Source organism: Polaromonas glacialis (assembly GCF_000709345.1).
Classification (GTDB): Bacteria; Pseudomonadota; Gammaproteobacteria; order Burkholderiales; family Burkholderiaceae_C; genus Polaromonas; species Polaromonas glacialis.
Map to the genome: position 1 here is coordinate 74,552 of NZ_KL448325.1, position 22,630 is coordinate 97,181.

Annotated in this window: 21 protein-coding genes; 5 read left to right on the forward strand and 16 right to left on the reverse strand. The window is 59.9% G+C overall.

Annotated features, from left to right (window positions below; all coding sequences use genetic code 11):
- Window positions 1-41: 41 nt before the first annotated feature.
- Entirely contained in the window at window positions 42-2,708 is a 2,667-nt protein-coding gene (mdeB, locus tag EC86_RS0122375; protein WP_232230011.1) for an alpha-ketoglutarate dehydrogenase, read from the reverse strand.
- Between the two features lie 134 nt (window positions 2,709-2,842).
- On the opposite strand from mdeB, the gene EC86_RS0122380 reads away from it, so the two are divergent.
- Window positions 2,843-3,307, forward strand: coding sequence for an Lrp/AsnC family transcriptional regulator (locus EC86_RS0122380; RefSeq protein ID WP_029528064.1), 465 nt, complete (start codon window positions 2,843-2,845; stop codon window positions 3,305-3,307).
- A gap of 90 nt (window positions 3,308-3,397) precedes the next feature.
- On the opposite strand, the gene EC86_RS0122385 is transcribed toward EC86_RS0122380, so the two are convergent.
- Genes EC86_RS0122385 through EC86_RS0122410 form a run of 6 tightly spaced genes read right to left on the reverse strand, consistent with a single transcriptional unit; the run spans window position 3,398 to window position 9,030 of the window.
- A complete protein-coding gene (locus EC86_RS0122385; protein ID WP_232230012.1) occupies window positions 3,398-4,315 on the reverse strand; it encodes a LysR family transcriptional regulator in 918 nt (305 codons plus the stop codon).
- Window positions 4,316-4,347: 32 nt separating this feature from the next.
- On the reverse strand, window positions 4,348-5,235 hold the full coding sequence (locus EC86_RS0122390; protein WP_029528066.1) for a fumarylacetoacetate hydrolase family protein: 888 nt from the start codon (window positions 5,233-5,235) through the stop codon (window positions 4,348-4,350).
- A gap of 52 nt (window positions 5,236-5,287) precedes the next feature.
- Complete coding sequence (locus tag EC86_RS27280) at window positions 5,288-5,704, reverse strand: nuclear transport factor 2 family protein (RefSeq protein WP_051676275.1); 417 nt, start codon at window positions 5,702-5,704, stop codon at window positions 5,288-5,290.
- Window positions 5,705-5,723: 19 nt separating this feature from the next.
- Entirely contained in the window at window positions 5,724-6,326 is a 603-nt protein-coding gene (locus tag EC86_RS0122400) for a VOC family protein (protein ID WP_051676276.1), read from the reverse strand.
- A complete protein-coding gene (locus EC86_RS0122405; RefSeq protein WP_051676277.1) occupies window positions 6,310-8,001 on the reverse strand; it encodes an FAD-dependent monooxygenase in 1,692 nt (563 codons plus the stop codon). Before EC86_RS0122405 ends, EC86_RS0122400 begins: the two co-directional genes overlap by 17 nt.
- Window positions 8,002-8,052: 51 nt before the next feature.
- Entirely contained in the window at window positions 8,053-9,030 is a 978-nt protein-coding gene (locus tag EC86_RS0122410) for a Bug family tripartite tricarboxylate transporter substrate binding protein (protein WP_051676278.1), read from the reverse strand.
- A 167-nt stretch (window positions 9,031-9,197) separates the two neighbouring features.
- Between EC86_RS0122410 and EC86_RS30625 the strand changes: the two genes are divergently transcribed.
- Window positions 9,198-9,590, forward strand: coding sequence for a transposase (locus EC86_RS30625; RefSeq protein ID WP_084181683.1), 393 nt, complete (start codon window positions 9,198-9,200; stop codon window positions 9,588-9,590).
- Window positions 9,591-9,622: 32 nt separating this feature from the next.
- On the opposite strand, the gene EC86_RS0122420 is transcribed toward EC86_RS30625, so the two are convergent.
- From EC86_RS0122420 to EC86_RS0122430, 3 genes are all read right to left on the reverse strand, one after another.
- Complete coding sequence (locus EC86_RS0122420) at window positions 9,623-11,143, reverse strand: amidohydrolase family protein (protein WP_029528072.1); 1,521 nt, start codon at window positions 11,141-11,143, stop codon at window positions 9,623-9,625.
- 144 nt (window positions 11,144-11,287) lie between these two features.
- Window positions 11,288-12,340: an aromatic ring-hydroxylating dioxygenase subunit alpha gene (locus tag EC86_RS0122425; protein ID WP_029528073.1), complete on the reverse strand. Its 1,053-nt coding sequence runs from the start codon at window positions 12,338-12,340 to the stop codon at window positions 11,288-11,290.
- Between the two features lie 42 nt (window positions 12,341-12,382).
- Complete coding sequence (locus tag EC86_RS0122430; RefSeq protein WP_036773939.1) at window positions 12,383-13,213, reverse strand: Bug family tripartite tricarboxylate transporter substrate binding protein; 831 nt, start codon at window positions 13,211-13,213, stop codon at window positions 12,383-12,385.
- Window positions 13,214-13,266: 53 nt separating this feature from the next.
- Between EC86_RS0122430 and EC86_RS30105 the strand changes: the two genes are divergently transcribed.
- Window positions 13,267-13,461 (forward strand): hypothetical protein, encoded by a 195-nt coding sequence (locus EC86_RS30105; RefSeq protein WP_232230013.1) that lies wholly within the window; start codon window positions 13,267-13,269, stop codon window positions 13,459-13,461.
- A gap of 31 nt (window positions 13,462-13,492) precedes the next feature.
- Here the strand turns inward: EC86_RS30105 and EC86_RS28050 are convergent, their stop codons facing one another.
- From EC86_RS28050 to EC86_RS0122450, 5 genes are all read right to left on the reverse strand, one after another.
- Entirely contained in the window at window positions 13,493-14,539 is a 1,047-nt protein-coding gene (locus EC86_RS28050; RefSeq protein WP_084181685.1) for a porin, read from the reverse strand.
- Between the two features lie 155 nt (window positions 14,540-14,694).
- Window positions 14,695-15,681: a 3,5-dioxohexanoate:acetyl-CoA acetone transferase gene (locus EC86_RS0122435; RefSeq protein WP_084181686.1), complete on the reverse strand. Its 987-nt coding sequence runs from the start codon at window positions 15,679-15,681 to the stop codon at window positions 14,695-14,697.
- A 14-nt stretch (window positions 15,682-15,695) separates the two neighbouring features.
- Window positions 15,696-16,571, reverse strand: a complete 876-nt coding sequence (locus EC86_RS0122440; protein WP_029528076.1) for a fumarylacetoacetate hydrolase family protein — start codon at window positions 16,569-16,571, stop codon at window positions 15,696-15,698.
- Window positions 16,572-16,592: 21 nt separating this feature from the next.
- Window positions 16,593-17,537, reverse strand: coding sequence for a VOC family protein (locus EC86_RS0122445; RefSeq protein WP_029528077.1), 945 nt, complete (start codon window positions 17,535-17,537; stop codon window positions 16,593-16,595).
- A gap of 3 nt (window positions 17,538-17,540) precedes the next feature.
- Window positions 17,541-19,244 (reverse strand): FAD-dependent monooxygenase, encoded by a 1,704-nt coding sequence (locus tag EC86_RS0122450; protein ID WP_232230014.1) that lies wholly within the window; start codon window positions 19,242-19,244, stop codon window positions 17,541-17,543.
- Between the two features lie 117 nt (window positions 19,245-19,361).
- Here EC86_RS0122450 and EC86_RS0122455 point away from each other — a divergent pair, with 117 nt between their 5' ends.
- On the forward strand, window positions 19,362-20,285 hold the full coding sequence (locus EC86_RS0122455; protein WP_232230015.1) for a LysR substrate-binding domain-containing protein: 924 nt from the start codon (window positions 19,362-19,364) through the stop codon (window positions 20,283-20,285).
- 324 nt (window positions 20,286-20,609) lie between these two features.
- On the opposite strand, the gene EC86_RS0122460 is transcribed toward EC86_RS0122455, so the two are convergent.
- On the reverse strand, window positions 20,610-21,545 hold the full coding sequence (locus EC86_RS0122460; protein WP_051676279.1) for a LysR substrate-binding domain-containing protein: 936 nt from the start codon (window positions 21,543-21,545) through the stop codon (window positions 20,610-20,612).
- Window positions 21,546-21,654: 109 nt separating this feature from the next.
- On the opposite strand from EC86_RS0122460, the gene EC86_RS0122465 reads away from it, so the two are divergent.
- Window positions 21,655-22,629: a Bug family tripartite tricarboxylate transporter substrate binding protein gene (locus EC86_RS0122465; protein ID WP_029528081.1), complete on the forward strand. Its 975-nt coding sequence runs from the start codon at window positions 21,655-21,657 to the stop codon at window positions 22,627-22,629.
- The last annotated feature ends 1 nt before the right edge of the window (window position 22,630 follow it).

Sequence of the window (22,630 nt, forward strand, 5' to 3'; positions counted from 1 at the left end):
TCCTTGTTCTTGTTGTTCAGGTGCAGAGCAGATGGGCCGGGTCAGTCCTGGGCCAGCAGCGTGAGGGCGGCCTGGACGATGCTGGCGGCATCGACGCCAAAGAAGGCGCGCAGTGCCGCGCGCGTGTCACTCCGGCCAAAACCGTCCGTGCCCAGGGTAAGGTAGTCACGCCCGTCGGGCACGAAGGCGCGCACGCTTTCCGGCACGGCACGGACATAGTCGGTCGCGGCAATGATGGGGCCACGGCTTTTGCGCAGCATGCCGGCAATGAACGGAACCGACTCGCTCTTCTTGCCCGCTGGCGTGTGCTGGGTGCTGGCTTGGCCTTCGCGTGCGAGTTCGCTCCAGCTGGTCACGCTGAACACGGTCACCGAGATGCCCTGCCCGGCCAGCTGCTGCGCAGCCTTGATCACCTCCAGAAGGATGGCACCGGACCCCATCAAGGTCACTTCTTTGGGCGCTTCATCGCCCTGCGCTTGACCATCGCCGCCCAAGTAGCTATTGAATTTATAGCACCCTCGAATCACGTCGGCCGCCGCGCCGTCGGGCAGGCTGGGCTGGGCGTAGTTCTCGTTCATCATGGTGATGTAGTAGAAAACGTCCTTTTGCTCCACCATCATCTCGCGCATGCCGTGGTCGATGATGACGGCCAACTCGCCGGCAAATGCCGGGTCGTAGGCCTTGCAATTGGGAATGGTCGCCGCAACGAGGTGACTGGTGCCGTCCTGGTGTTGCAGCCCTTCGCCGCCCAGCGTGGTGCGGCCCGACGTGGCGCCGAGCAAAAAGCCGCGCGCCCGCTGATCGGCTGCGGCCCAGATCTGGTCGCCCACGCGCTGAAAGCCGAACATGGAGTAATAGATGTAGAACGGCAGCATGGCCAGGCCATGCACGCTGTAGCTGGTGGACGCCGCGGTCCAGCTGGCCAGTGCGCCCGCCTCGGAAATGCCTTCTTCCAGGATCTGGCCGTCCATGGCTTCGCGGTAGCTCAGCACCGAGCCGATGTCTTCCGGCGCGTAGCGCTGGCCCACGCTGGAATAGATGCCGACCTGCTTGAACAGGTTTGCCATGCCGAAGGTCCGGGCCTCGTCGGCCACGATCGGCACGATGCGTTGGCCCAAGGCCGGGTCCTTGAGCAAGCCGCCCAGCATGCGCACAAACGCCATGGTGGTGCTCATCTCCTTGCCGTCGGCCTTGAGGGCGAACTGGGCGTAGCTGGCAATCTCGGGCACGGCGACCTGCTCGCACGCGGTGTAGCGCTTGGGCAGGTAGCCGCCCAGTTTCTGGCGCTGCGCATGCAAATATTGCATCTCGGGGCTGTCCGCCGGAGGCTGGTAAAAGTTCAGGGACGTGACCTGCTCGTCCGTCAAGGGCAGCTGGAAGCGATTGCGAAACGCAATCAGGTCGGTCTCGTCAAACTTCTTCTGGCTGTGCGTGGTCATCTTGCCTTGGCCCGCGCTGCCCATGCCGTAGCCTTTCTTGGTATGCGCCAGGATCACCGTGGGCTGGCCCTGGTGCTGCGCGGCAGCCGCATAAGCGGCGTAGATCTTCACCATGTCGTGGCCGCCGCGCTTGAGCCGGTCAATCTGTTCGTCGGTCATGCCTTGAGCCAGCGCGGCCAGGGCCTCGTTCTGGTCAAAGAAGTGTTCCCGGTTGTAGCGCCCGTCCTTGGCGGCAAACGTCTGCATTTGGCCGTCCACCGTGTTCGCAAAGACCTTGGCGAGCGCACCGGTCACATCGCGTGCAAAGAGGCCGTCCCAGTCGCTGCCCCACACCAGCTTGATGACGTTCCAGCCGGCACCTAGAAACAGCTGCTCGAGCTCGTCGATGATGCGGCCATTGCCGCGCACCGGGCCGTCGAGCCGCTGCAAGTTGCAGTTGACCACCCAGACCAGGTTGTCCAGCTTTTCACGTGCGGCCAGCGTGAGCGCACTCATCGATTCGGGCTCATCCATCTCGCCGTCGCCAAACACGCCCCAGACCTTTCTGGCCGAGCAGTCGAGCAGCTGGCGATGCGTGAGGTAGCGCATGAAGCGCGCGTGGTAGATCGAGCTGATCGGGCCGATGCCCATCGAGCCAGTGGGGAACTGCCAGAAATCGGGCATGAGGTAGGGATGAGGATAGCTGCACAAGCCGCGCGGTCCTGTTCCGGTCACGGCTGCGGGCGCCGTCAATTCCTGGCGGTAGTAGCTCAAATCCTCGACGTTCAGCCGCCCTTCTAGATAGGCCCGGGCATACACCCCTGGCGAGCTGTGCGGCTGGAAGAACACCAGGTCGCCCAGGTGCTGACGCCCGGGTTCGTCGCAGCGCGCTTGGAAGAAATGGTTGTAGCCGGTCTCGAACAGATCGGCCGCACTTGCATAGCTGGCGATGTGGCCGCCGAGTTCGCCATAGGCCTGGTTGGCCCGCACCACCATGGCCAGCGCATTCCAGCGCACGAGCGAGGCCAAACGTTCTTCCATGGCCAGGTCGCCCGGAAAGACGGGCTGGTTGTCCACGTGGATCGTATTCACATAAGGCGTTCCGCGTGCCGGCTGCCAGGCGATCTTCGGATCTCGGCTCATCGCATCGAGCATGTCCAGAATTTGCCGCGTGCGCTCCGGACCGGACGCGTCAAGCAGGGACAGCAGCGCAGCGCGCCATTCGGCGCTTTCCCTAGGATCAGGATCGATGGACTCAACAGAAGAAAAGGAAACAGGGAGGTGTTGCATGGAAAGTCTCATTTAATAAGGTCTGAACAGTTGCTCTACTGTAAAAAGAGAACAGCAAAATTTGTAGCTTAAATAGCTAAACTATGAGGCATTCACCGGCAGATCGTGCCGTAAATCCAAGGTTTTAAAGCATTATGGAAATTGACAGCACTGATCTGAAGATACTCAACGAATTGCAGGCCGATGCCAGCCTGTCGAATGTGGAGCTTGCCCGGCGTGTTTACCTCTCCCCCTCGCCCTGCTTGACGCGCGTTCGCGCGCTGGAGGCGCAGGGCTTGATCCGGCAATACGTGGCCTTGCTGGACGCCAAACAACTGGGCCTGCACCTCAATGTGTTCATCTCCATCAGCCTCAAACAGCAAAGTCGCAAGGCGCTGCAGGCGTTTGAAGAACGCATTTGCGTGCGCGACGAGGTCATGGAGTGCTACCTGATGACTGGGGACGCGGACTACCTGCTGCGCGTGGCCATTGCCGACATGCCGGCGCTGGAGAGGTTCATTCTGGAGCAGTTGGCGCCGATCGCACAGGTCGAAAAGATCCGCTCCAGCTTCGCGCTCAAGCAGGTCCGCTACAAGACAGCCTTGCCATTGAGTCTTTAATTTCACAAAGTCGTGACGCTACTGTGTCAAGGAGGGGGAAAAGCGTCATGAACGAGATGCCTCACGGTAGTACGCAGCCGGGGGCCAGGTTCACTGCGCTGGATGAAAGGGCGTGCCTGCTGCCCGCTGCAAAAGAAGAGAAAAATGTTCCGCAGCCGGGGTCAGGGGAAACCGGACAGGATGCATTTGCACAATCTCCGGGGCTGCCAGTTGTTCCTCAATGGCAATGCTGACAAGAATTCCGGCAAACAGCGGGCTCGACGACCAGACCCTCGGCAAAATAGCCAGCGCGTCAGTGGTGCCGAGCAGCGCGACAAGGACCAGCATCGATTCAGCCCGCGTCCGCACGGCCGGGCTTGGCAAGCCGTATTGGGAAAAAACTTCCTCAAACTCCTCTTCGACGCGATCACGCAATCCGGCAATCAGCCACTCGGCATCGACCAGCGCTGCCAGGCTTTTTGAACCCGCCAGCGGATGCCCTTTGCGCGCCATGATCACGCGCTCGTTATCGGCGATGCGCTCGATGCAGTAGCCTATACCCCTCTCTTTTTCAGGACGTGGCCCGATATAAAAATCGAGTTCTCCGTCGCGAAGTCTGTGTTCGATCAGGGGGAACTGCCCCTCCACGAATCGAACACTGATGGCGGGCCAAACTTTGCGGAACTGGGGATAGGCATGGGGCAAGAGCCCCAGAACGGCCGCGCTGGACAGGGAAACGGACACCGTGCCGCGCAGGTCACCCTGGAACTGGCGCGCCTCCTCAAAACCGCGTCGTATGGATTGCGTGGCAATCTGCGCGCGAATGAGGAATTTTTCACCCGCCGGCGTGAGGACAACCCCCCGCGCATGCCGCTCGAAAAGCGGCACGCCCAGTTCTTCCTCCAGCTCCTGCAAACTGCGTGAAATCGCCGGTTGCGTCAGACCCAAAGACACTGCAGCACTTCGCAGGCTGCGAGAGTTGGCGATGGCCATGAAATCACGCAGATGGCGGCTTTTGAGCATAAGCATGGCAGTCTAAGTCTTGCCCAACCAACAGCGTGTCAAAAAATCGAGGCGCTTTGCGCAACCACCCGGTTTTCGATCATGCCGATGCGGTCGATCTCGACGCGAACGACGTCGCCAGCCTGCAGCCACCGGGCGGGTTTGAAGCCGATGCCGACACCGCCCGGGGTTCCTGTGAGGATGAGGTCACCGGGTTCGAGCGTCATGGCCTGGCTCAGATGGGCCACTTGCTCGAAGCAGTTGTAGATGAGCTCCTTGGTGTTTGAGCTCTGCCGGATCTCACCGTTGACGAAACAGCGAATATCGAGTGCATGCGGATCGCCAAGCTCATCAGACGTGACGATCCAGGGCCCGTAAGGGCAATGCGTGTCGAACGACTTGCCCAGCACGAACTGGGAAGTCTTGAGTTGCCAGTCCCGAACGCTGACATCATTGGCCGCGCAGTAGCCGAAGATCACTTCGTGCGCTCGCTCGACAGGCACATTCCTGCACCGCGTGCCGATGACAAAGGCCAGTTCGGCCTCGTAGTCCAGTTGTGTCGATGCGAGCGGCAGTTCGATCGATGCGAACGGCGCATTGGTCGAGGTGACGGCCTTGGCAAACCAGACCTGATCGGCAGGCCGGCCCATTCCCGATTCCGCGATGTGGTCGGCGTAGTTCAGACCTATGCCGAATATCTTTCCCGGGCGCGGGACCGGCGCCAGCAGCGTGACGTCGGCCAGCACAAGTTCGTCTGCCCCGCCCGCCTTGCCCGCCAGCGCTTCGAAACGCGGCCGCTGCGCCGTCCACTGATTTATCAGGCCGATCATGTCGCTTGGCACATCGGCCAAGTGGGCGGCCACGTCGATGATTCTGTCATTGACGACGATGCCGATGCGGGCTTCCTGCGCGCCCTGCGCGTATTTCGAGAATGAAACCAGTTTCATGCGGTGTCCTTGACTTTTGGAAGGTTAAAGGGAAATTGAAGCGCTTGACGTCTCAAGGCTGGAAGACGACAGTCGTTCTGCGGTGCTTGAACTTCCAGCCGGCAGCCGTCAACACATAGTCGTCGGCGTACTCGGCCACCAGCGGCGATGAAACCGGAAGCGGCGCATTTTTTGCGGCCGTTGCTTGATACATCAAGGCCAGGCAGGTTCCCGTTGCCGTCCCGGGCCCAGTCATGTCGATGCGCACATTGGTGCAAAAATGCCGCGTGACCCGGTCCGCCGGACGTGCATCGAGGAATTTTCGGATCGCTTCATGGCCGCGGCTTTGCAGCCCGGCGCGTTCGAATACGCCATCGTCGGCAAACAGCGCGACGAAGCCGTCGTAGTCGAGCGTGTCGACGCTCCAGGCGAAGTCGTAGCACAGGCGGGTACAGTCGTGCTCGCAGCGGAGCTGGTCTTCAGTATTCATGATGAGAAGGCGCCTAGGGCTAGCGAAGCGCCGTCAGCGTATCCAGGCCGCGAGCGCCGCCGTCCGGGCGCTGCTTGATCGAGGCTTCATCCTCGCCGGAATGAAATCGCCGCGCCAGTTCTTCGGGCTCAAAGTCCACGCCGATCGGATTTTTTGCGAAAGCCGGGCTGTAGAAGAATTCACCGGCTTTTTCGACCGTGTCGTAGTTGTCCACCTGCAGCTCGACCTGGTTGCCGTCCGGGTCGGCGTAGTACATCGACGTCGTCGGACCATGGTTGATGCAGGTCACCGGTCGGATGCCGACCTTATCCAGTCGTTCATAGGTCGCCACCAGGTCGCTCAGCGCGGCATAGGTAAACGCCATGTGATGCACGCCCGCCACGCCCGGCACCTGCGGTTGCAGGCCGGGAATGTTGAGAACGGCGATGCGGTGGTGCTCTTCGTCGTAGGACAAGAAAGCCAGGTGGCCGTCGGAAAAAGCGGTCTTCGCGCCCAGCACGGTTTTGTACCAGTCGACCAGCGCATCGAACTGCGAACTGCGCAGCACGACATGCGCAAGCCGCGCCGGTGAAATGGCGGCCGGCACGGCACTTTGCGGGCGGGATTCAAGCGTTTGATTCATGAAGGGTCTCCTTGTCTTGATTAGCGTGAGAAACAGTCGCGGGTTGTTGCCCGGTCGCCATCGAAAGCACATCGAAATTCTCGCGGTCCGGCCATGCGTCGCCCGTCCATGCGATGTGCTGGTCCGGCCGGATCAAGGTCAGGCGGCGCGCATAGAGAGCCGCCAGCGCAGGGTTGTCTGGCTGCAATATCGTCAGGGGAACGCCTAGCCGGGCCGCATCGCACGCTGCAGCTTGAACAGCGGCGGCGCTTGAGGTGCTGGCCGAGCTATCCGGCAGGGCCAGCAGCGTGAAGCCCGCACCAAAGTGGTCAAAGAGCGAGCTGCCATCGTGCAGCCAGGCATGCGGAGCGCGCCCGCCCGGCAGTGAGCTTGGAACGTAGTTCAGGAAATCGCGCGGCACGGCAGGCGCTGCGGTCAGCTGCTGGACGATGGGCGAATCGGTGTAGCGGTCGCCCAGGATCGTGCCCAGTGTGTAGAACTCGGAGAGTTTTTCAGCGTTGATGCGCTTGCCGACGCGCTCGCGCGCCGCCTGACCGGCCGGTGTGTCATCTTCCAGTCCCTCTTCGCAAAGGGCATTGCTGATCTTCGAGTGGTTTGCGCTGGATTCCTGCAGCACATGCATGTGCACCGGGCGGCGCTCAAGCTCGTAGCTTTCCAGCAGGGCCTGGCCACCCCAGCCCTGAAGCGTTGCCGCAAGCTTCCAGCCCAGGTCGACCGAATCGCTCACGCCCATGTTCATGCCGAATCCTCCATAGGGCGGATGCAGGTGGCACGCATCGCCGACCAGAAAAACCCGCCGGTCGCGGTAGTGGTCGGCAATAGCCCGGTGCGCCTTCCACTCATCGATGCTGAGTACCTCGAACGGCAAATCGATCCCGGTGGCGCGGCGAATCAAATCGGCGGCCGTCTCCAGTGTGACCTGCACGTCGGGCGCAAGCCCGGTCGGCATGAAGAACCAGAGGTCCCCCGAGTCCATCGGACCGATCATGCTGGGCACTTCGCCGTTGATCTGCCAGTACATGATGGCACGGCCATGCGGATGGGCTTGTGCCAAGCCCGGCGCACGAAAGACGATGTTGTAGTTCCTCGACAGGCCAAACGTGCCTTGCAGGCGTGCCCCGATCGCGTCACGCACAAAACTGTTCCCGCCATCACAACCTGCGAGAAATCGGGCCTGGACCTGGCTCTGCTCACCGCTGACCACATCACGCAGCGTCGCGACAACAGACTCGCCATCCTGCTCAAAGCCCATCAGCTCGCAGTTGAGCCTGACCTGAACGCTGGGGAGCGTGTCGAGGTGGCGGCGCATCACGCGCTCCACCGTGTACTGGGGAATCCATTGCGCGTTCTCGGAATACAGCGGGTTGCGCCCCGGCGCGCAGTACAGGGCATTGTCAAAGCGCGTCAGCAAGTGGCCCGACATCCGCGTGGTGAATGCGATGTTGGACGGATAGTCCACACCCAGGGGCGAGGCATCGCGCAGGGCGTCAGCAATGCCCCAGCGCCGGAAATGCTCGCGCGTCCTGACGTTGGTGTTCTTGGCACGCGGCGCCACGCCGATGCGCGGGTTCTTTTCGATGACCAGGCAGTTAATGCCGCGCTGGCCCAGTTCGATGGCTAGCCCTTGGCCCGCCGGCCCGGCGCCGACGATGAGGACTTGTGTTTTAGTGTTCATTGCGCTGAATCCTTTGTCTGGGTTTGCCGATTTCATACCTGGGCGATGGCGCTAGTCGACACTTGCGCCCGTGCGCTTGACCATGTCGGCGTAAAACACGGTCTCGCTGTCGATCAGGCTTGACACGGCGCTTGGCGCCAACGGATAGGGAACAAAGCCAAAAGTAGAGAATTTTTCAGCGATTTCGGGCTGTTTGAGAACATCGTTGAGGCTGTTGTTCAGGGTGGCGACAAGGGCTGGTGGTGTTTCCTTTGGGGCCATCAAGGCTACCCAGCTGCGAACGATCACGCCCTTGGGTCCGCCGGACTCTTCAAATGTCGGCACATTGGGCATCGCGGTGGAGCGGGCAGTGTCGGCAACGGCAATCAGCCGGACCTTGCCGGCCCGCAGCAGCGGCCCTGCGCTTGCCAGGCTGCCCATGGCCCAATCGATTTCTCCGGTGGACACCGCCAGGTAAAGCTGGGAGATTTCCTTGTAGGGAACATGCACCATCTTGGTTCCCGAGACGGCCTCCACCTGCGCGGCGCCCAGGTGCAGCGGCCCGCCGATCGAGTTGGAACCATAAGTGACTTTGTCAGGACTTTTTGCTGCCGCTGCGATCAAGTCTTTTACAGAATGAAACGGGCTGTTGGCGCCAACAACAACAAAAAAAGAGGTTCGGTAAATTCCGCCAACCGGAACAAAATCTGTTTTGGGTGTGTAGGGAAGCTTTTTGAACAACGAAGGGCTGATCGCCAGATGGCCCACATCAGCAAGTAGCAGGTCGTAACCGGTGGGAGCCGCCTGCTTGACCGCACTGGCTGCCAAAAATCCACTGGCACCGGGGCGACTATCGATCACCACAGGCTGCTTCCAGCTTGCCCCAAGGCGTTCTCCAACAATGCGCGCAATGACGTCGGGCCCGCTGCCTGCGGGAAATGGGGAAATAAAGCGCACTGTCTGATTAGGAAACGACTGCGCCCAGCCGTTTCCACCAAGCAGTCCAAAACCCAGGGCTGCGGCTAGAAATAGAGTGTTTCGCTTTTTCATTTTGTCTCCAGTTTTTATGTGTGTCGAACATGATGATTGTTAGAGACTGCTGAAAAAACAACCAGCCTACCAATTAGAAGTTACGATGCCTTTTTGGCATCGCTCAGACTAAGGGTGAAAATCATGCGGCCGATTAACCGCCGCGGAGATTGATCAGGAATGGCCCTTTGCGCAACAAAGCCGTGCACGACAGCGAAGCGTTGGCACTGGCATTACGTTTTAAAACCGCGCATAGACCGCGCAACTTGCCGGGCTGGTCGATGTCAAGTGTCCTGACTGCCGCTTCGGTCATCGTGCTGGATAACCTGAACTCGCACAAGGTGGCCGGCGTCAAGGTAGCTATTGAGGGCGCGGGCGCTGCGCTGCGGTACTTGCCGTCGTACAGCCCAGATTTCAACCCGATCGAGCAAAGCTTGGCCAAGCTCAAGGGCTTGCTGCGCAAAACCCGGGCCCGCACGCTCGAGGCGCTCTGTAGCGCCATTGGTTCATTGATGGACCAGTTCAGCAACAGCGAATGCGAGCACTACATTCGCCATTGCGGCTATTGCCAGTTAGGGTAATTCCGCTCTAGCCGCTGCAGGGCCGACTGCGTTCAGTCCTTGTGGGCGGGGTCGAGTGCAGACTCCAGCGTCTTGACCGACTGTTTTTCATACTCGGCGGCCACATCCTTCTTCTGCTTTTCCAGCGCATCCTTCGAAAAATATTTGCCCTTCAGGAACACGCCGGCGATCTTGCCGAGGTTGGCCACATCGACGACCGGGTTGGCATCGAGCAGCACCAGGTCGGCATTTTTTCCCTCGTCAACGGTTCCCATCGTTGCTTCACGCTTGAGGAACTGCGCGCCGTTCAGCGTGGTCATCTGCAACACCTCGAGCGGCGACAAGCCGGAGGCGGCCAGTTCACGGAACTCCTGGTGAAGACCAAAGCCCGGGATTACCCAGATGCCGCCCAGGTCGGAGCCGGCGAGCATTTTCACGCCATTTTGCTTCATCAGCTTCGTGACTTGTTTCTCCAGTCCATAAAATTGCTGCAGCGTGGCGACCGCAGCGGGCGGCAGCGTCGTCACAAAATCCTGCCCCAGCTTTTCCCACAGCGCCCGGGTGGTCTTGTCAACATAGACAAGGTTCGGATCGGTGCGGTACAGCGGATCGCCGCCGAAGCTCTGCGTGCGCAGGCGAATCAAGGTGGGCACCTGCCAGGTTTCGTTTTTCACGAAGGCTTGCGACAGGCTCTGACACTTGGCATCGCTGTACGTGTCAAAGATGCGCTGGTATAGCGGGGCGTTCTGCGCGCCGTCATAAATCCGTGGATTGAGTACGAAGGTGGCCGGAAAGGGCGGCCTGGCGGCTTGGCCGCTCAACACGGCCTGTCGAATGCTTGTCTCGTCATTGGCGCAATCGAGCATCAGCCCCCAGCCGGAGCCCAGGTGTTCGATGGCGCGCCAGCCTGCGTTGCTTGACTCCAGCGCACTGAGGCTAGGCACCAGGTGGCCCGCGACAGTCAGTCCCTGATTTTTGGCTTCCCCCAGAATCGCCAGGACGGGGTCGCGTGCGCCGGCGGAAATTTTGATGAAGTCCGCGCCATTGGCCTTTTGCTGCTGGACAAACTGAACCGCAAGGGGCGCCGTAGGGGCTTGACCGCCGAATATGTCGCCCGGGATCATCAAAATTTCGGGGGCGTCAACGCGGCCTGCCGCCCTGTCGGCATTGAGCTGGCGGGCGCGCTGGATCAAGGCGGCCGAGCCCGACATCTCGCGGATGCCGGTGATGCCGTTGGCGATGAGCAGCGGCCAATAAGTGGGCTGCTGGTCGGCGGCGCTCATGGCGTGGGTGTGCATGTCCAGGTAGCCCGGCACCAGGTACTTGCCCGAGGCATCGATGGCCTGCGCGCTCCCGCTGAGGCGAATGGCTGTGCCGGCCATGATTTTCTGAATTTTTCCCTCGTCAATGATCACCGACATTCCGGAAGCGAGCGAGCCGTCCCGGGTATTGACCACTGTTGCATTCTGAATGACCGTGCCTTTCGTGACTTCGAACGCGTCACCACCGCCGCATGCAGAAAGGATCGCGCCGATAGTGACGGTGGCGACGCCTGCGATAAAAAGTTTTTTCATAGTCCCGGTTTCTTATAAATGTAGGAAAAATTCGGATGCGGATCATTCCGGCGCCGGAACCTGCTGCATCCAAAAGGGCTGCTTCAAATTATCGAGTGAGGCGGAAAACCGGCAGGCTTTGCTTTGAGATATTTGAGCGACCTGTTAGGGGTTGGCGGCAGCTTCTCTAACTTTCATTTCGCTCTCCATCATGCCCGCCACCAGTCGGCGGGCATGAACCAGTCCGGCGTCCGATGCAATCATGACGAGCGGAGCCCCCTCCAGCCTGTCGATTGATTCTTGCTGCGCCTCGACCACCACCTTGTCCTCGGCAAACGTGATCGGCAGGCTGGTCAGCAGCTTGGCGCGCATATCGGATTGGCCTTCTTCGTAGTTATGCGCACCCGACCAGAAGTAGTGGGTCGTCTTTTCGGTTTCTGGGGTCTGCAGGTTCAGGCCCATAAACGCCAGGCCGCCCTCGCGGTGTCCTTCCCGCGCGCCGGTGCCTGCATCTGTGGCGCCGGTGTGGATACGCACGACGACAGGCGCAAAGAAATCAATCTCCATCCAGCGGTCCACCGTCGGCGTGTTGAACTTGTGCGCGGCAAGGTAGGAAGGCGGCGGCACCGAGTTCATCATCCAGCGCGTTACCTTGACGCCGGTTTCAGAGCGCGTGGTCTGGGTGTCGGCATCCGAATGCGCCTGCGGCGTGCCGCCGATGGTGCGCTGGTGGACATACCCGACATGTGTCAGGTCCATAAGGTTGTCGGTCACCAACTGGTAGTTGGCCTTGATGGAATACCTGTCCTTGATCCACACCCAGGCCGGGTCGTCATGCCATGGGTGGCGCACGATCAGCGCCGGATTCGCCAGTGCAGGCTCGCCCATCCATATCCAGAGCATCTGGTCCTGCTCCACCACCGGGTAGCTCCTGACCCGAGCCTGCACAGGAATGCGTTCTTGGCCCGGCACCTTGACGCAAAGGCCGTTGCGGTCATAGACTAGCCCGTGGTAACCGCACTGAAGCTGATCGCCGACAACACAGCCGTGCGACAGCGGCAACGCACGATGGCAGCACCTGTCTTCCAGCGCGAGCGCCATTCCATTTTCCGTGCGGTAAAAAACCACCGGCAGGTTGAGCAGGACACGGCCCAACAAGCCCTTTGGCTTCACTTCATCGGCCCAAGCGGCCATGTACCAGGCGTTGTATACGAACATGCTGTGTTTCCTTCCCGTTCGGGGTTGCGGTTATTGCAGTTATTACGGCTTGGCCCCCACGTCGCGCAGCGCTTTTTCCCAGCGGTTGCGCTCGTTGGCGAGGTAGTCGGTGAATTCCGGCACGGTCATGTTGCGCGGGAAGATAGCCATGCCAGCCATCTTTTCAACGACGTCCGGCATGGAGGTGACTTTTGCAACATCTGCGTTGACCTTTTGCACCACCTTCGGATTGAGGCCTGTCATGGCCAGCACACCGAACCAGCCGTTGACCACCAGGCCCGGAAAAGTCTCCGATACCGCCACCCAGTCCGGATGCGCGGGCATCCTTTTTGCGGAGAAAGTGGCCAGCGCCTTGAGCCGTCCACCCTGGATCAGCCCGTCGAGTGCAGGCAGCCCATCGATGACCACCTGTACGTCTTCGCCCACCACGGCCGAGGCGCCCTGGCTGCTGCCGGGATACGGCACGGACCGCAGGGATGCCCCCGCAGCTTTTGACAGCAACTCGTTCGTCAAATGCGGCAATGAAAATTGCAGCGGTACTGCCGTCACCAGCGTGTCGGGTTGCCTGCGCATGGCCGCCAGCAGCTCTGCAAAGCTTGAAATAGGGGAACCTGCCTTGACCGCCAGGATCATCGGGCTCTCGCCAATAAAGGCCACCGGCGTGAGGTCGCGTGCAATATCGACCTGCGTGCTTTTGTACATGTAAGGCGACAGCGCGACGCTACTGGCGGGCGCGAAGGTAAAGACGTGGTCGTCTTTTTCAGTCATTTTCATGTTGGAAAATGCCACCATGCCACCGGCGCCGGGACGGTTATCGACAATCACCGGCTGGCCCCACATGCGCGACAGCTTGTCGCCAATGAGGCGTGCCATGATGTCAGGCGCCGTACCCGCTGGAGACGGCACCACCAACCGTACGGGCTTGCTTGGCCAAGCTGGAGACTGAGAATTTGCAGGGCCTGCCGCAGCTGTTGCAAGCAGCACACCTGCCAGCATTAATTGGCGCCGAAATTTATTCATTGGATGTTTCATTTTCTTTTGTACTGCGTTTGTCAAAAATAGCGACCAGGCCACGCCAGCGGTTTGCGCTGGACGGTGCCAGAAGTAATACGATTTGTTAATTAGGAAAGACAAATTACAAAAAGACTAAAGTTAAAATGCATGACGTATACCTAGCGCCACTCCGGTTTGGCCTTGACCAGGCGATGACATCACCGTCGCAAATGCCACCCCAAAGTTGCTGTTCTTGCCATTCAGCACGCGCGCGGCAGAGGTATAAACAAGCGTTCGTTTGGAAAGACTGTAGGTTCCAAGAACACCGGCGAGTCTTGTTTTATCGCCAAGATCAAAATTATATTGTCCCGCATGCGCTACCACACGCAATGCTGGAGAAAATTTATACCCGATACTTCCTATATAAACATCTCCGGCAGGTGAAATGTTCAAGTTGCCACTCACTTTTACATAATCAGCAAACAACTCGAACGGACCTGTGTCATACCGTGCGGCGACGCTTAAACGTTTATCCGACAAAGAAGACAGATTGGTCGCCGCCACTGTTCCATTAGAAGTTTCATAAGTGACACGCGTGCGGAACTTGTTGTTAACATACTCCAGACCGGCACCCTTGTACCGACCGGCGCTGCTATTGCCAGGCAACTCTTGGCCAAACGAATACATGACCGTTCCTGAGATGCCAGCGAAGCTTGGCGATACATACTTGATTGCGTTATTTAATTTATAAAGCTGGATAGGCACTGCATTTAGGGAACCAATCCCGTATGTCGTTCCATAAGTCGGGTCATATGTGCCAAGCACCGTATAGTCATACTGCACGCCCCCCAAACGACCAGCCGAAACAGTGCCCCAATTGTTACTCAGGCCAACGTAAGCAAAGCGGTTAAAAAATGCTACCGGAGTTGCCTGAGCGCCCGTGTCAACGTTGAAGCTATTTTCAAGTTTAAAAAATGCTTTGGCGCCGTCACTCAAGTCCTCGGCACCTGTAATTCCCCAGTTTGAAGGTAAAAAACTTCCGGAATTAAGTGCTGTCAAAGAAGTACCAGCAGCATTTTTATTGGTTGTGTAATTCAAGCTGGCATCCACGGATCCATAAAGTGTCACAACACTTTGGGCGAACGATGAGGTTTGTGCAAGAAGGCCTGCAAATGCTAGGGCGGTAAAATGAGTTTTATTGTTCATACTTTTGTCTCCAGTTTAATTTTTAAAATTTGTACGTCTTCATAAGACGTACGGTCACATAGCACAATTATTCCGGCGCAACGATTGCCGGTTTATTAATTGCAAGTTAATTCCATTAACCTGACGAAAAATCCACTCCAGAAACTGGACGATATTTATTTGGCGCCAACCAATACCCCGGCCTTAACTTGGTGATCGCTGGTCGTCAATGCCGCAGGCATGTTCAACCCCTCCCTTCCCTTCAAGCCCAGCATCGCGCGCGCCTCGGAAGGCGTGGCAATTTCCATCCCCAGGGCTTCGAGCACCCCGCGAATCAGCTGCACCTGCTGGGCATTGCTGGTCGCCATTTCATTGGGTTTGAGGTAGAGCGAATCCTCCAGCCCGACGCGCACATTGCCGCCCATTAACGCCGCCTGCGTGACCAGTCCCATCTGCCGGCGGCCAGCGCCCAGCACTGACCAGTCGTAGTCGGCGCCGAACAGTTTGTCGGCGATGTGCTTCATGTGCGTGAGGTTCTCTGGATCGGCGCCGATACCGCCCAGCACGCCCAGTACGAACTGGATGAATGGCCGCTTGACAAAGCCGCGCTGCACGAAATGGTGCAGCGTGTACAGGTGGCCCACGTCGTAGCACTCGAATTCAAACCGGGTGCCGTGCGGCTTGGCCAGACGCTCGAACAACTGCTCGATGTCGCCGAAGGTGTTGCGGAAAATCCCGTTGCGCGAACCCTCCAGGAACTCCGGCTCCCACGCATGCTGCCACGTCTTGATTTTTTCCAGTATCGGGAAAAAGCCAAAATTCATTGAGCCCATATTGCAAGAAGCCATCTCCGGCAAGACGTCGAGCGCGCCGGCCAAACGCTGGTCCAAGGTCATGGTATGGGAGCCGCCCGTGGTGATGTTGAGCACCGCGTCGGTCTGCGCATGGATAGGTTCGAGGAACTGGCGGTAGATGGCCGGGTCGAAGGCGGGCCGGCCGTCGAGCGGGTTGCGCGCATGCAGATGCAGCACCGCCGCGCCGGCCTGGGCGGCGGCAATGGCCTGCTCGGCAATTTGCGCCGGCGTGATGGGCAGGTGCGGCGACATGCTCGGCGTGTGGATGGAGCCGGTGATGGCGCAGGTAATGATGACTTTGCGTGCCATGGTGTAGTTTCCTTTCAGATGTTTTCGGGCTCAGCCACGACACGGTTCTCGATCTGGCCGATACCGTCAATTTCCGCACGCATCACGTCACCCACTTTCAGAAAACGCGCAGGCTGCATGGCAATGCCGACGCCTGACGGCGTTCCTGTGGCAATCAGGTCGCCAGGCTCCAGCGTGAAGGCAGCCGACAGGTGCTCGATCTGCTGATAGATGTTGTAGACCATGCCTGCCGTGCTTTCCTGCTGACGCAACTCGTCGTTGATATACATGCGCATGTTCAGCGCGTGCGGATCAAGCACCTCGTCATCGGTCACGATCCACGGTCCGGTTGGCCCTGAGGTGTCGAACGATTTGCCTATCGTCATGGTGGGCGAGCGCAATTGCCAGTCGCGCACCGTGACGTCGTTGCAGACCATGTAGCCGGCGATGACCTGGCGCGCGTTGGCTGCGCTCACATGGCGGCAGCGCTGGCCAATCACCACGCACAGCTCCACCTCATAGTCGAGCTGGTCCGACACGCGCGGCATGTGCACGTCGCCTGTCGGGCCGTTGACGCAGGTGACTTGTTTGTTGAACCAGATCTGTACCTCAGGCACTTTCATGCCAGCGCGAAGGGCTTCTTCAACATGCTTGCGGTAGTTCATGCCAATGGCCAAAAACTTGCGCGGGTTGGGCACCGGTGCCAAAAGCCGCACCTCAGCGAGCGGGTAAGCAATGCCCTGCCCGGGGGAAATGGCCTGAGCGCGTTTCAATGCTTCGCTGCCTGCGGCGAGCAGCTCCATCATGGTGGACGGCAAACCAGCGTCGGATGCGGGCAGGTCCAGGACCTGGTCGCCCACTACTTTTCCAATAGAGGTGCGCTCGCCACGGCGGTAGGTTACAAGTTTCATGGTGTCTCCAAAAAGGTATCGTTATTCGAAAAATTCAGGGGTCAGCGGCGGTGCCCATTGCGACAGGCCTTCGAGTTGGAGAGGGCCGTGGCTGGGCTGGTGCTGGTCGTTCACCAAATCGCCATCGGTCCAGTGCTCCACCTTGTGGCCAAACGGGTCGCGCCAGTAGTCAAACAGCTGGCTGCCCAGCACATGACGCCCGACACCCCAGCTGTGGCGCCAGCCACCCGCCTTGAGGTGGGCATGGCCCGCCTGCAGGTCTTCCAGGTCCAGCACCTCGTAAGCCACGTGATCGAAGCGGGCGCTTTCAATCCCGCCCGGCGGCGTGCCCAGGGCAAGCGTGTGGTGGTCGGTGTAGCGCGCGCCCAGACCGCAGTGCAAAAACGCGAAGGTGGTCTTTTCCGGATCCTGCATATGCAATGAGTCGGAAATCCTAAGGCCCAGCACCTGGTGATAGAAGTCGAACACCGGCTCGAAATCCGGGACAAATAAAACCGCATGGCCCAGACGCATCACCTGCGAAGGCCCGCCGGCCGTGCGAACTGCCCCTTGGGGGCGCCGGCGGACATCGGCCGCATTGAGTTGATGCGACGGCCGCACCGCCAGCGGCTCGGCAAGGGTTTGTCCGCACAGCACCTCGACGCGAAAACCGGCCGGATCGGTGCAGCGCACCACCTGTCCGCCTGCCGGCTCAGGGCTGTCTTCGACCCCGGTGCCCAGGTGGTCTGCCAGGCGCTGCAGGTCCGCGCTGCTTTGCGCGCGCAACCCCAAGCCGATTCCCCTGGCCGTTGGCCCCTGGTGGGTGATATGCACATAGGGAGCGGAGCCCTTGCCACGCATGTACAGCGTGTCGGCAGTGCGGGCCGCCCGCACCAGACCGAAGTCGATGAGAAAACGCTCCATCAGCTCAAGATCAGGCGCTTCAAAGCGCACATAGGCAATGTCTTCAACGGCAATAACAGGCATGGCTTAACTCCTAGGAAAAAGACCGGTGACAAGGCGCAGCACAGGCAAGGGGCCCGAGCTGGCCGGGCCGCGCCACGCGATGTGGTGGTCAGGACGGATCAGCACCAGTTCGGCGCCATACAAATCACGCACAGCCGCATCGGTGCGTATCACCTTCTCAAGCGGAACGCCCAATGCGGCCGCAGCACTCGACCAATCAGTCTGTGCTGCAGGTGCCAGCTCCACCGTGCTCAACAGGGTAAAGCCAGTGCCGAACAGGTCCAGCAACGAGCTGCCTTGCGGCATATCCGCTTGTTGATCAGGCAAGTGGGGAGCGCGCGCGCCGGGGTAGCCACTGGCTACGTAGGTATTCGGGCTGTCAAGGGGCGGTTCGCCAGCTTCATGGGCGACGATGGCACTTGCATACCGCACACCCAGCTGAAGGCCCGGAATGTTGAATTCATCTGCCACATGCTTAAGCAGTGTTTGCCCCAGCGTCTTGCGCGCCTGCTCGCCTTCGGGCGTGCCGGCTTCGAGCTCGGGCGGCATGACCAGCTGGCCGATGCTGTCAGCCATGCGGTGCGCAAACCGGGTATTGCGCTCGGCCATCGGGTGGCGTTCGGCGTGGTAGCTGTCGAGCAATGCGTCCGGCGCCCAGCCCTGGGTGACGGCGGCCAGTTTCCAGCCCAGGTTCACCGCGTCATCGACACTGGTGTTGTAGCCCATGCCGCCGGTGGGGGTGAACAAGTGGGCCGCATCCCCCGCAATGAAGAGGCGGCCACGCCGAAAGGCCTCGGCCACCAGCATGTAGCCGGCGGTCCAGGTTCCGCTGTGAAGCATCTCGTATTGAAAAACCGGCCCCCCGGACAGCGTGCGAAACACCTCGTCCGGATTGATGCTGTCGGCCGACTGGCCTGGCTTGAGTTGAATGCCAATGGCGAACTCGTCCACGCCATTGATGGTCACCAAAATGCCGCGCATCTCGCAGTTGACGATCCAGGACTGCCAGGCCGGGCGCTGCAAAGGTCCCTGTGCCAGGCGTTGGTACAGGTCTGCCGACCGGAAGTGAAACGTCATCATCTGGCCGCCGAAGAATTCGCGCTGCGCCTGGCTGGCGCCTTGGTAGCCGACCTGCATGGCCTCGCGCACCAGACTGCGGGGCCCGTCGCATCCCACAGCATAGTCAGCATTTATTGTTAATGTGCTTTTGCCCGCCACTTCACAAGCGGTGACAACCGTACCCTCTGCCGTATCAGCCACTGACATGACCTGCCAGCCATAGCGCGTTACCACGCTGGGGTAGCGAGACACCTCTTCGCGCAGGATGCGCTCGATGTACATCTGCTGGGCGCGGTGCGGCAACTCTGGCGTAGGCCAGGCGGCTTCTCCGTAATCGCCAAAGTCGCTGCGCTCGGTAGCCTGCGCACGCGAAGGAATCCGGAAACGCGCGATTTCATGACCCGTCAGCCGGGTGCAGTACAGCACGTCCTGAGGATGGTCTTTCGTCATACCCACCTGACGCACACGGCCTGCAAAACCCCTGCGGCGGTAATGCTCCATGGTGCGCGAGGAAGTTGCGTTGGCTTTCGGTACTGAAGGCGCTTCGCTCTGTGCCTCAATCAGCACGCAGGGCACGCCCCGGCAACCCAGTTCGATGGCGAGCATCAGCCCGCTAGGGCCGCCCCCCACGATGGCAACAGCTTGTCTCAATAAGGTTTGATTTGTCACGATGCGCCTATCTCCTGCGTTTTATAGAACCAGCGATGCCGCATCTTAAAAATCATTCAATGAAAACAAAAGATAGCAAAAAAATTCCAGAGCTATATTTTTGTTATCACCTTATCATTGAGAAATTACCGTATGACAGCTAACCTTAAACTTCATCACCTGCGTCATTTCGTTGCCATTGCCCAGCATCAAAGCGTGCGGTCTGCCGCGCGCGCACTAGGGCTCGCCCAGCCGGCTGTGACGCGCAGCCTGCGCGAGCTGGAGAAGGAGCTCAACGCCTCTTTGGTTGAAAGGCACGCGCGCGGCGTGGTGCTGACCGAAGTCGGCAAACGCTTTCTGGTGCGTGCGCAAAGCGCCGTGTCCGAGGTGCAGCGCGCCTCTGAGGAAGTGGGGCAACTCGGTGGATCCGGCGAGGGCACGGTCGTGGCGGCACTCTCAGCTGCAGCCATGCTGGCCCTTGCGGCACCGGCAATCAGTGCGTTTCGCCTTGGTTATCCCAGGGTGCATTTGCGGCTGATTGAAGCGGTATTTCCCACCGTGGAATCACGACTGCTCGACGGCCAGTTGGACTTTTATGTTGGCGCCAAGCCGGTGCACATGCCGCGTGAACTGCGCTCGGAGTTTTTCTTTCACAACGAACGTGTGGTGGTCGCGCGCCAGGGCCACCCGCTGAGCAGTGCGCGCAGCCTGAAGCAACTCATCCAGGCCGATTGGATCATGACCGGTTTGCGCGAAAAAGAAGAGGCGGAGTTCGAAGAGCTTTTCTCGGCGTTTGACCTGGCTGCCCCGCACTCGCGCACCCGGATCGAATCCATGGTCGGTCTTTTGATGGTGATGAGCAGTACCGATGCGCTGGTACTGCTGCCGAGGCAGTGGACAAATCTACCCCTGTTCAAGGGGGTGCTGGCGCCAATACTTATTGAAGAAAAATTGCGTGCGCCTGACATTGTCTTGATTGCCAGAAGCTCTGTGCCGCTGACGCCCGTTGCAGAGCGCTTTGCGGTGCTGTTGCAACGCGCAGCGGGAAAGCCTTTTGTGTAAAACTACCAATTGGTCCACCGCCGATCAAGTCACCGAGGCAAACCGTTCGAACCCAAGGTAACGGTTGCTGCGCGAAGTTTCCAACTTCTGAGGATTGCAAGCTGTTATTGCTGACACGATGCCAGCGCATTGCTTACCAAAGCTTAGACGATAAAGTGATGCATCCATAAATTCATGTCCTCTTTTGGGACATGAAGAAAGATAAAGCATGGAGCCAGATCTCGCTGGCTTTTTCTCGCCTCTTCAACTAACGATAAAAACCGTTTTTGGCGCAAGAAGTGATGCTGGTCGCTTGGCACCAATGCCTAGCCAGCAGCTCAACTCTCACAAGTTCTGAGCCATAGCACTGACCAATTGATGACCTTCATACGGCTTCCCGGAGGCCCGTTCAAACAAGGTCGCCAGCTTTTCGGCCAGTGGTGTCAAGGGCAGGGCGTTGCGCCGGATCAGCACAATGTCGGGACCGGCCAGCGCTTCGGCCACCGGGATTTCCTGCAGGGAGGTTTTGAAGATGGCGCTGCTCACCCACTGCTGCGGCAAGAATGCCAGTGCGTCGGTCGATGTCAGCAAGGCCACTACCGGCAGCGTGGTCAGTGTTTGCGTGACCGACCGGGGCGCTGGCAGACCATGCAACGCGAACTGCTCTTCGAATTCGATCTCCACCGGCTGGCGCAGGCCCGTCATGATCCACTCGGCATCGATCAGCCCGCGCAAGCTGCGCACACCGGCCAGCGGATGGCCACGGCGGCCCACCACCACCCGCTTGTTGCGAAACAGCAGCTGCACGGCATAGGAATGGTCCAGCTCGCCCAGGGGCTGCGGCCCAATGTAAAAGTCGAGGCTGCCATTTCTGAGCTGGGGCTCCAGCGCCGGGAAAAGCCCTTCCGTCAGGCTCACCTGCGCATCCGGAAAATTCTTGCGAAAAGCCGGATACACCTGCGGCACCAGCGACAAAAACACTGCGCTCGACAGCCCGGCGCTGACCTTGCCGGCGACACCGCCCTTGAGCTGCTCGATTTCCTGCCGCCCGCGCTCGACATCGTTCAGGATGGAGCGGGCGCGCATGACGAAGGCCTGGCCATAGACGCTGAGCGACACGCCCTTGCCGTGCCGCTCCAGCAGGGGAACGCCGAGTTCTTTTTCCAGATCGCGCAGGCCCCGCGTGATGGCCGGCTGCGCCAAGCCTTGCGCGCGCGCCGCAGCCCGGATGCTGCTGGCGTCGGCCACGGCGACCAGATTGCGCAGTTGGTGTAATTTCATAAGTGATGCCTATCAGGTATCAAAAGTACCATTTTGCATGCTTATTGTTTTGTTGATCGACATCAATAATCGCCACATTGCTAAGTGGTAGTCAATTACTGGAGACAAAATGAAACGTCGATCATTCACTTTTCTGGCCGCCGGCATGGGCCTGAGCCTGCTGGCCAACCCGGGCTGGGCGCAGTCCTTTCCCGCCCAGCCGGTGCGCATCATTTCCCCGTTTCCGGCGGGCAGCGGCCCCGATGTGGTGGCTCGCATCGTCGGGGAAAAGCTGACCGCCGGCTGGAAGCAGGGCGTCGTGGTCGATGCCCGGCCGGGCGCCAACGGTTTTCTGGCCATCGGCGCGGTCAAACAGGCGGCGCCCACCGGCCACGACCTGCTGATCGCCGACGTGGGCCATCTGTCCATCAGCCCCTCGCTGTTCAAGAAACTCCCCTATGACCCGAAGGCCGATTTCGTTCCGGTGGGTGGGGTGTACCGCACCTCGTTCTTCGTCGTGGTGGCAGCCAACAGTCCGATCCGCACGGTCAAGGACCTGATTGCTGCCGCCGCCACCCCGGGCAAGGTCACCTACGGTTCGAACTCGATCGGCGGTCCGCTGCACCTGGGCGCCGCGCAGTTAGAGGCTGCCAGCGGCACCAAGATGACGCATGTGCCCTACAAGGAAATCTCGCAGCTCTACATTGCCGTGTCCACCGGCGAGATCGACTGGGCCATGGGCAGCATGGCCAGCGCCGGCCCGCTGCTCAAGGCGGGCAAGGTGCGCTTCATCGCCGTGGCCGACGACGCCCGTTCCCCCAGCCTGCCCAACGTGCCGACGCTGGAAGAGTCGGGCGGCCCGAAGGGTGTCAAGGCGCGCACCTGGGTGGCCTTGATGGCACCCAAGGGAACGCCTGCAGCCGTTATCACCACACTGAACCAGAGCCTAAACGATGCGCTCAGGCAGCCTGACGTGGCTGAAAAATTCGCGAACTTCGGCTTCGTGCCGGACCCGACCACGCCCGCAGCGCTCGCCAGCCTGATCGACAGCGATGCCATGGTCTATGCGGCCATGGTCAAGCGCACCGCCGCCAGCGTTGACTGAC